Source organism: Nioella sp., assembly GCF_964229645.1.
Classification (GTDB): domain Bacteria; phylum Pseudomonadota; class Alphaproteobacteria; order Rhodobacterales; family Rhodobacteraceae; genus Nioella.
Genome location: NZ_CAXREX010000148.1, coordinates 1 through 8,184, shown reverse-complemented (window position 1 = coordinate 8,184; position 8,184 = coordinate 1). Strand labels below are relative to the sequence as shown.

The following is an 8,184-nucleotide window of genomic DNA, read 5'->3' as shown; positions in this document are numbered from 1 at the left end:
CGGATCAAGACCGGCGCGAGCGTGCTGGTGGGCGACAGACCCTTCGTTGCGGCGGTCCCTGTCATGGGCGGTGCGCCGGGCACGCGAGAAACGGCCCTGCTGGCCCCGGACAAGACGGTGCAGGAGGTCGAGGCGCTGGTCCTTTCCGGGGGCTCTGCCTTCGGGCTCGATGCTGCCTCGGGAGTGGCGGATTGGCTGCGCCGGCAGGGACGCGGCTTTGCCGTGGGCGATCAGCTGGTGCCCATCGTGCCGGGGGCGATCGTCTTCGACCTGATCAACGGGGGCGACAAGGACTGGGGCGAAAACCCCTACAAGCGGCTCGGATCCGAGGCGGTGGCGGCAGCTGGTGACTCCTTCGCGCTTGGCACTGCAGGGGCGGGCACGGGGGCGATCATCGCCGATCTCAAAGGGGGGCTTGGCTCGGCCTCGGTTGTTCTGCCCTCGGGGCATACGGTTGGCGCGCTCGTGGTGGTCAATGCTCTTGGCCAGGTCACCGTGGGCGACGGGCCGCAGTTCTGGGCCGCGCCCTTCGAGATGGCCGATGAGTTCGGCGGGCTCGGCCCCGCGCCGTCCTTCGACCCCAGCCAGCCCCTCCGTCACAAGGGTGGCCCGGGCGAGGCCACGACCATCGCCATCATCGCCACCGATGCCCTGCTGACCCAGGCGCAGGCCACGCGCATGGCAACGGCGGCCCATGACGGGATGGCGCGCGCGATCTATCCCAGCCACACGCCGATGGACGGCGACCTGGTCTTTGCCGCCGCGACCGGGGCCAGGCCCCTGGACAACCCGGTCTGGGATGCGCTGCATCTCGGCCATGCGGCGGCGCTCTGCCTGTCACGCGCCATTGCGCGCGGCGTCTACGAGGCAAGGCCCGCCGAAGGCGACCCCTTCCCGACATGGGCGTCACGCTTTCGCTAGGCCTTGGTAACTTTGGTGATGCGCTGTAAACTCCGGCCATTGTTTTGAGCACGGAGTTTTCAAATGCGACTGATGTCTCTTGTCACGGCCGGCGCGCTGGCCCTCGCCCCGCTGACGGCCCTTGCGGACAGCCACGAGGACGAGATCATGACGACGCTTCAATCGGCGATGGACGCCTATGAAGACGGCGACATCCAATATGCCCTGGAAGAGCTGGCTTATGCACAGCAGCTGCTGAACGGGCTGGTGGCCGAGGGGCTGCAGGGATTCCTTCCGGCGCCGCTTGACGGTTGGACCATGACGATCGACCCCGACGCGGCCCAGGGCATGGGCTTTATCGGCGGGGGCACGATCGCGCGTGGTGAGTATTGCGGGGCAAGCGGCTGTTTCACCGTCACCCTGATGGCCGACAACCCGATGGTCACCTCGATGGGGGCCATGCTCGGCAATGCCCAGATGATGGCGGCCATGGGGCCGATCGTGCGCATCAACCGGCAGAGCTTCCTCAACCAGGACGGCAATCTGTCCGCCCTGATCGGCAACCGCATCCTGGTTCAGGCCGAGGATGGCGAAACGGATATCATGGTCGAACATCTCGAACAGATGGACTTCCGCGAGATGATGATGTTCGGCATGTAATGCCGAACCGTGGCACGACCCGGCGGGTCGTGCCATCGCCCCCTGGGTCAGGGGGCAATCTGGACCTTGGCGTCCTTTGCTGACAACGCTGCCGGGAAGCGCTCCAGCGCCTGTGAAAGCGGCAAGAGCTCAGAAACATCGGTGCGCCAGGCGCCGCTGGCAAAGCGGCCCTGCATCTCGGCCACCACCTGCGCGACGGTCTCGGGTGGAGTCGCGCGAAGCCAGTTCGTCAGCCAGAAACCTTCGATCCGTTTGTTCATGAAGATGAACTGCCCCATCTGGTCGAGCCGTGGCGGCGTCGAGGCCAGCCGTCCGTAGCAGATCCAGCGCGCGCCGCGCGGCATGGCAGCGAAGAGATCGGCCGCAACCTGGTCGGCCACGGCATCGAGCAGGATGCGCGGACCATGCTTGGCGAAGACATCTTTCGCCCGTTTCACGAAATCCGGAGAGGTGCTGACCAGCACCTCGGCCGCTCCGAGCGCCTTCAGCGCCGGGGCCTGCTCCGCGCGACGCACCACCGGGATCGCGGCGACCCCTGTGTCCCGGGCCAATCCGAGCAGGAATTTCCCGAGCTGCGAGCCGCCAGCCGTGAAGACGAACGCCCCTGCCCCGTCTTCGCGCGCGATGTCGAACATCGCCATGGCCGTCATGGGGTTCACGATCAGCCCCGCCGCATCGGCATCGGACACATCCGGGCGCAGCGGGATCATCATGCGGGCATCGGCAATCGCGTATTCCGCCCAGGTGCCCCATCCCATGCCGAAAAAGCTGACCCTCTGGCCCAGGAGCGCCGGGTTCCCCGCCACAACCTCACCCACGCCCTCGAAGCCCGCGGGCAGGCCAGCCTTGCGCGGCTGTCCATATTGGCCCGACACGAACATCAGATCCGAGGGATTCACTGCCGCGCGCGCCACCTTGACCAGGACCTGGCCCTCGCGCGGCTCTGGCACCGGGATTTCTGCCAGATCCACGAAGGGGGAGAGATCTGTCGGCATCTCGCCCGTGCCGGGGGCATAACCGTCCTGGCGCAGAATGAGCGCGGTCATCGTCTTGGGCAGGGTCATCGGGCTGGTCTCCTCGGGAGGTGGAACCAGCCTAGCCAATCGCGGGCCCGCAGAAAAGGAAACCCCCGGCATGACATGGCGTCAGCCGGGGGCCTCAATCTACTGGTCGGTCTGTCTGCTTAGTGCAGGCGGGCCGAGACCTCTTCGATGGCGGAGTCGATCAGCTTGTTCTGATCGGCGGCGCTGGTCTTGGCGGCGATCACCTCGGCCGCGGCGGCCACGGCGATCGACACGGCACGATCACGCACTTCGCGCAGGGCGCCGGCTTCGGCAGAGGCGATCTGATCCTCGGCAGCGGCCAGGCGGCGCGCGATCGAGGCCTTCAGGTCGGCCTTGGCCTGTTCGGCAGCGGCCTGGGCTTCTTCGCGGGCCTGGGCGACGATACGCTCGGACTGCTCGGCCACTTCACGCTGCTTGCGCTCGTAGGAGGCAAGGATCGTCTGTGCCTCTTCGCGCAGGGCGCGGGCTTCGTCCAGCTCGTTGCGGATGCCTTCAGCGCGCTGGTCGAGCAGGCCCATCAGGATGCTGGGCACCTTGAAGTAGACCAGGACCCCGATGAACACGAGGAAGGCGATCAGCACCACGAAGTTGGTGTTGAAGAGCGAGAAGAACGGGCCGGATGCCGCCATGGCGGGCGAACCGATCAGTGCGAAAAGAACTGCGAGGCGTTTCATGTCTCTTATCCTTTCACACGTGCGGTGACGGCGGCTGCAATGCTGTCCTCGTCCGAGGCAGCAGGCGCCAGCGTTGCCACGATCTCGGCGGCCGTGTCACGGGCGACGATTTGGACGGCTTCGAGAGCGCCGGCGCGGATCTCGTCGATGCGGGCCGCGGATTCCGCCGCCTTGGCCGAGATCTCGGCATCGGCCTTCGCGGTTGCGTCGGCCAGGTCCGCCATGATTTCGGCGCGCGCCTCGGCTGCGATGGCCTGCGCTTCGGCACGGGCGTCGGCGAGGGCCTTGTTATAGGCGTCCTCTGCTTCGGCGGCCTGACGCTTGAGGTCCTCGGCGGCGGCGATGTCATTCGTTATGGTCCCCTGACGCTCGGCCAGAACGGCCCCGATGCGGGGCAGAGCGACGCGCGACAGGATCAGGTAGATCACCACGATGGTGACCACGAGCCAGAAGATCTGGTTCGGGAAGGTAGAAAAATCGAGCTGCGGCATACCGGGTGCGGATGCGGCGGCGTCGTGTGCGTCAACGGCCATCTTGTCCTCCGTGGAACCTGGTTACACCGGACCGCCTGCACGCATGGCAAGCGGCCCGGCCGTAAGGATGGTTCGCGAAAGGCTTAGACGGCGAACATCAGCAGCAGAGCGACGAGGAATGCAAAGATGCCCAGTGCTTCTGCGAATGCGATGCCGATGAAGAGGGTTGCGGTCTGACCGGCTGCGGCAGAGGGGTTGCGCAGGGCGCCGGACAGGAAGTTGCCAGCCACGTGGCCCACACCGATTGCGGCTGCGCCGGAACCGATTGCTGCCAGGCCTGCGCCGATGTGTGCGAGATCGCCTTCCATGTGATTTCTCCTTACGATTGGAAGTTGTCGATATGAGTGTGTGAAGCGTTCAGATCAGGACCTTAGTGCGACGGATGCAGCGCATCGCGCAGGTAAACACAGGTCAGGATCGTGAAGACATATGCCTGGATGAAGGCCACCAGAACCTCGAGCCCGTAGACGGCCGTGATCGCCACGATGGGGGCGACAGCACCAAGGCCCAGAACCCCGGCGAAGCCCGCGAACACCTTGATCACCGCGTGGCCTGCCATGACGTTGCCTGCAAGACGGATGGAGTGGCTGACGGGGCGCACGAAGTAAGAGATGAGCTCGATGATCGCCAGAATCGGCCGCAGAGCCATCGGCGCCGAGGACACCCAGAAGAGGCCCAGGAAGGCTGCGCCGTTCTTGATGAAACCGACGGCGGTCACGGTCAGGAACACGGCCAGCGCCAGCACCGCGGTCACGGCGATGTGCGAGGTGGTGGTGAAGCTCATCGGGATGAGGCCGAGGAAGTTGGCCATCACGATGAACAGGAAGAGGGTCATGATGTAGGGGAAGAACGGCAGAGCATCCTTGCCCGCCACGTCTTCGACCATCTTGCGGATGAAGCCGTAGGTCAGCTCCGCAACGGACTGGGCGCGCGAGGGCACGATGGCCCGGCCACGAGAGCCCATGACCATCAGGATGAACACGCCGACAATGGCCAGCAGCATCCACAGGGTCACGTTGGTGGGGGTGTACCAGGCGATCGGCCCGTCCCCGAACAGCGGCTGAACGATGAACTGATCCATCGGGTGGATCTGCAGACCGCCTTCGGCACCGTGCGCGGCATCGGCACCATGCAGCGCATCCGCGCCGTGGCCCGCAACCTCTTCGGTGCCGTGGGTGGCTTCCGCGCCATGCTCGGCTGCGGTTGCCTCACCGTGGGTCTGGTCTTGTGCTTCGTCCGACACGTGTCATTCCCTCTCGTCGCGCGCGGCCAGTGCCGCTTCGTTTTCCTTCTGGATCTCGTGGGCGGAGCGGATCATCGTCTTCACCCCGGCCACGAAGCCCAGCAATGTAAATATCACCATCAGCCACGGCGCGCTGCCAAAGAGCGCATCAAGTCCGTAGCCCATGGCAAAACCGATCCCCAGACCGGCCACAAGCTCTATCACCATCCGCCAGGCATGCTGCGCCATCGAATAGTGCTCCTCGGTATGAGGCTTGTCGTCCTGCTGGCTGGCCTTCAGCTTTTCCAACCGGTCTTCGAAGTCTCTCAGACGGTCCGGATCGGGCCCTTCGGACATGACAAACGCCCCCTTCAGAGGTTCGGGCGGAACCTAGGCAGGTGCCCCATCAGAGTCAACGCGAAGTTTCGGGCAGAAAGGTCAGTATAGAGTCTTGATAATAAATGATTATTTAAAGGTGCGACATTCCGGTCATTCGGGCTGATGCGCCAGCCGCGCCCAAAAGCATATTCAACCCTTTGGTTGATGATATATTCAACCGGATGGTTGACGATGCCCCTCGCAAGCGGAATATGCCGGGCATGAGCGCTGATCTCGATACCGTGTTCTCGGCCCTGGCCGACCCCACCCGCCGCCGCATCCTGACGATGCTGCTGGAGGATGACATGGCCGTGACCGATGTGGCCGATCCATTCGAGATGTCACTTGCCGCCATTTCCAAGCACCTGACGATCCTCGCAGGCGCGGGGCTGATCAGCCAGGAAAAGCGTGGGCGGGTGAAATGGTGCAAGCTGGAACCCGACGCGCTGAAAGGGGCGTCGGTCTGGATGCAAGGCTTCGGCCAGTTCGAGCCGGTCAATCTCGATGCGTTCGAAGCTTTCCTTGCAAGCGAGTTGGGGGACGAGGAGGAATAGCGCCTATCCCTCATCTTTCAGAAGCAGTCCAAGAGCCAGCACGGTCAGCATCACGCCCCCCAGGACGAAGACTGTCGGCAACCCGTTTCCGAGAAAGAATTCCCATCCGATGACCCAGGTGGGCGTCAGGTAGGTATACGCCATGACCTTCGAGGCAGGCAGACGCAGGCTTGCGAATTGCAAGAGGACGATGCTGACCGCCGAGGCGAAAATCGCCGTATAGCCAAGCGTCACCCAGACGATCGTGGGCAGGTTGGCCCAGTCGGTCGCCAGAACCTCTGCCCAGCCCCATCCGAAGAGGACGAGCGCACCCCCGACCATGGTGCCGAAAGTGAATACCAGAACAGGCTCCCGCCGGTTCAGCATCCGTACGAGGGGCGTGTAAAGCGCGTGGGCAATGCAACCGATGAAGTAGATGACTTCGCCCCGTCCGATCTCGAAGGCCATAAGCGCCGACAGGTCGGCCCTGAATATGACCCAGAGCGCGCCTGCCGCCCCGATTGCCAGCGCCAGCGCCATGCGCCCCGTCATCACTTGTCTCAGCAGGAGGAAACCGAAGCCCGCCGTCATGATCGGTGTCAGGGTAAAGACCGCCGCCGCCGATACCGGCGGTGCGGTTTTCAGACCCTCGAACATCAGCACGAAATAGGCGCCGAACAGCCCCCCAAGACGCAGGTAGCGCCAGGGGGCCCGAAATTGGAGACGCTGAAAGCCGCCGGGTGTCAGCCGCACGACCATCCCGGCCACGACGACGGCGCCGATCACGAACCGGACTGCGTTGAAGGCCGCCGGGTCGATGTGAACGGACGCCATGGATCCGAGGGAGAAGGACCCCGCCACCAGCGCCGAAAAGGCCAGCATCGCAAGGTGGCCGCGGATCCTGTCGCTCATCTCAGGCCGGGTCCACCGGCCAGTCGCTGACCTTTTCCTTGAGGAAGCGCAGAACGGTCTGAACCTTGGCCGTGCGGTGCAGGTCCATATGGGTCACAAGCCACAGCTTGATCGACCATTCTTCCAGCGGCGGCAGCATCTCGACCAGATCATCGGAGGTTTGCAGGTCGAGACTGGACACGAAGCCGATCCCCATCCCTGCCTTGACGGCCTGGGTCATGGAATCGATGTCGTTGCAGCGGAACCGGATGCATTCCTTGGGCACCACATCGACAAGCCAGCGCAGGAAGGGCGCGCGCGGGTTGTCCTGGGTAGTGCCGACAAAACGGTGCTGGCCGATCGTTTCCTCGGACAGCGGCCCGAAGCGATCGAGATAGTCCCGCGTGGCACAAAGCACGGTCGACAGCGTGCAGTAGGGCTGCACGATATTGTCCTGGTTGTCGCCGGGCTTGCCCGCGCGGATGGCCACATGTGCCTCGCCATATTCCAGGCGGTAGAGCCGCGTGTCGGTCAGGAACTGGATCTCCAGGTCGGGATGGGCCTCCTGGAACTCGCCCAGGGCAGGCACGACGAGGGGCGCGATGGCGGTCAGCGACGTGATCAGAAGCTCGCCTGTCACTTCGTTGCCGCGTCCCTTGATCCGGCTGGCGAGCTGGCTGAACTGGTCGTCGGCACGCCCTCCCACGGCCAGCAGGTCCTGCCCTGCCTCGGTCGGGGTGTATCCGCGCGCATGGCGCTGGAAAAGCTTGGCGCCAAGGCGCGCTTCGAGCGAGTCGATGTGACGGATCACCGTGGCATGGTGCACGCCCAGAACCTCGGCGGCGCCACTGACCGTTCCCATGCGCGCCACCTGGTAAGCGGTGCGGATCTCGTCCCAATCGCTGAATGACATTCGGCCCTCGTCCTGTCTGTGCACTACATCACGCTTCCGCGCCCATGATGCCCTTCATGTTCGCCTCCGCAAGAAAAAAGAGAAGGGCGCTCCGCGTGTGCCCTGAGCCTCACCGCCTCCAAGCCTCTCCACTTCATTGTGCAAAATTGCGCATTTATGGTTCACTTTTCCTCCTTTTGTGAATTTATGCCATCCCCATCTTGGCTGCCAGGTACAGTTTCAATCCAAGGACACCTGCCATGACTGCCACTGCCATCCTTCGCATCGACACATCTGCCCGCCGCACGGGCTCTGTCAGCCGGGACCTGACCGACCGGGTCATTGCCCGCTTCCCCGAAGCCACGGTCACCACCCGTGACCTTGCCCCTGGCTTGCCGCTCATCGACGAAACCTGGGTCGGGGCAAACTTCACCCCA

At 64.2% G+C, this 8,184-nt stretch carries 11 protein-coding genes; 3 read left to right on the top strand and 8 right to left on the bottom strand.

Annotation, left to right across the window (positions count from 1 at the left end; genetic code table 11):
- The first annotated feature begins 3 nt into the window (after positions 1–3).
- Together ACEQXV_RS09840 and ACEQXV_RS09835 are read left to right on the top strand one after the other, a co-directional pair.
- The gene (locus ACEQXV_RS09840) at positions 4–921 is read left to right on the top strand and encodes a P1 family peptidase (protein ID WP_370268972.1); all 918 of its coding nucleotides are present in this window, start codon (positions 4–6) and stop codon (positions 919–921) included.
- A 63-nt stretch (positions 922–984) separates the two neighbouring features.
- Positions 985–1,560 carry a hypothetical protein gene (locus tag ACEQXV_RS09835; RefSeq protein WP_370268970.1) on the top strand — a complete coding sequence of 192 codons (576 nt, stop codon included), beginning with the start codon at positions 985–987 and terminating at the stop codon, positions 1,558–1,560.
- 47 nt (positions 1,561–1,607) lie between these two features.
- Here ACEQXV_RS09835 and ACEQXV_RS09830 read toward each other — a convergent pair whose 3' ends face one another.
- The 6 genes from ACEQXV_RS09830 to ACEQXV_RS09805 all read right to left on the bottom strand — a co-directional run bounded on the left by ACEQXV_RS09830 (position 1,608) and on the right by ACEQXV_RS09805 (position 5,410).
- On the bottom strand, positions 1,608–2,624 hold the full coding sequence (locus ACEQXV_RS09830; protein WP_370268969.1) for an alcohol dehydrogenase catalytic domain-containing protein: 1,017 nt from the start codon (positions 2,622–2,624) through the stop codon (positions 1,608–1,610).
- 119 nt (positions 2,625–2,743) lie between these two features.
- The gene (locus ACEQXV_RS09825) at positions 2,744–3,298 is read right to left on the bottom strand and encodes a F0F1 ATP synthase subunit B (RefSeq protein WP_370268968.1); all 555 of its coding nucleotides are present in this window, start codon (positions 3,296–3,298) and stop codon (positions 2,744–2,746) included.
- A gap of 5 nt (positions 3,299–3,303) precedes the next feature.
- Positions 3,304–3,831 (bottom strand): F0F1 ATP synthase subunit B', encoded by a 528-nt coding sequence (locus tag ACEQXV_RS09820; RefSeq protein ID WP_370268966.1) that lies wholly within the window; start codon positions 3,829–3,831, stop codon positions 3,304–3,306.
- A gap of 83 nt (positions 3,832–3,914) precedes the next feature.
- Entirely contained in the window at positions 3,915–4,139 is a 225-nt protein-coding gene (locus tag ACEQXV_RS09815; protein ID WP_071691233.1) for a F0F1 ATP synthase subunit C, read from the bottom strand.
- Between the two features lie 62 nt (positions 4,140–4,201).
- Positions 4,202–4,966, bottom strand: a complete 765-nt coding sequence (locus ACEQXV_RS09810; RefSeq protein WP_370254350.1) for a F0F1 ATP synthase subunit A — start codon at positions 4,964–4,966, stop codon at positions 4,202–4,204.
- A gap of 111 nt (positions 4,967–5,077) precedes the next feature.
- Positions 5,078–5,410: an AtpZ/AtpI family protein gene (locus ACEQXV_RS09805; RefSeq protein ID WP_370254325.1), complete on the bottom strand. Its 333-nt coding sequence runs from the start codon at positions 5,408–5,410 to the stop codon at positions 5,078–5,080.
- 242 nt (positions 5,411–5,652) lie between these two features.
- Here ACEQXV_RS09805 and ACEQXV_RS09800 point away from each other — a divergent pair, with 242 nt between their 5' ends.
- Positions 5,653–5,985, top strand: coding sequence for an ArsR/SmtB family transcription factor (locus ACEQXV_RS09800; protein WP_370254326.1), 333 nt, complete (start codon positions 5,653–5,655; stop codon positions 5,983–5,985).
- Positions 5,986–5,988: 3 nt separating this feature from the next.
- Here the strand turns inward: ACEQXV_RS09800 and ACEQXV_RS09795 are convergent, their stop codons facing one another.
- Entirely contained in the window at positions 5,989–6,876 is an 888-nt protein-coding gene (locus ACEQXV_RS09795; RefSeq protein WP_370268965.1) for a DMT family transporter, read from the bottom strand.
- 1 nt (position 6,877) lies between these two features.
- Positions 6,878–7,768, bottom strand: coding sequence for a LysR family transcriptional regulator (locus tag ACEQXV_RS09790; RefSeq protein ID WP_370254329.1), 891 nt, complete (start codon positions 7,766–7,768; stop codon positions 6,878–6,880).
- Between the last annotated feature and the right edge of the window lie 416 nt (positions 7,769–8,184).

Coding starts and splice junctions, on each gene's coding strand:
- ACEQXV_RS09835 (WP_370268970.1), top strand. CDS start 985: ATGCGACTGATGTCTCTTGTCACGGCCGGCGCGCTGGCCCTCGCCCCG.
- ACEQXV_RS09830 (WP_370268969.1), bottom strand. CDS start 2,624: ATGACCCTGCCCAAGACGATGACCGCGCTCATTCTGCGCCAGGACGGT.
- ACEQXV_RS09825 (WP_370268968.1), bottom strand. CDS start 3,298: ATGAAACGCCTCGCAGTTCTTTTCGCACTGATCGGTTCGCCCGCCATG.
- ACEQXV_RS09820 (WP_370268966.1), bottom strand. CDS start 3,831: ATGGCCGTTGACGCACACGACGCCGCCGCATCCGCACCCGGTATGCCG.
- ACEQXV_RS09815 (WP_071691233.1), bottom strand. CDS start 4,139: ATGGAAGGCGATCTCGCACACATCGGCGCAGGCCTGGCAGCAATCGGT.
- ACEQXV_RS09805 (WP_370254325.1), bottom strand. CDS start 5,410: ATGTCCGAAGGGCCCGATCCGGACCGTCTGAGAGACTTCGAAGACCGG.
- ACEQXV_RS09800 (WP_370254326.1), top strand. CDS start 5,653: ATGAGCGCTGATCTCGATACCGTGTTCTCGGCCCTGGCCGACCCCACC.
- ACEQXV_RS09795 (WP_370268965.1), bottom strand. CDS start 6,876: ATGAGCGACAGGATCCGCGGCCACCTTGCGATGCTGGCCTTTTCGGCG.
- ACEQXV_RS09790 (WP_370254329.1), bottom strand. CDS start 7,768: ATGTCATTCAGCGATTGGGACGAGATCCGCACCGCTTACCAGGTGGCG.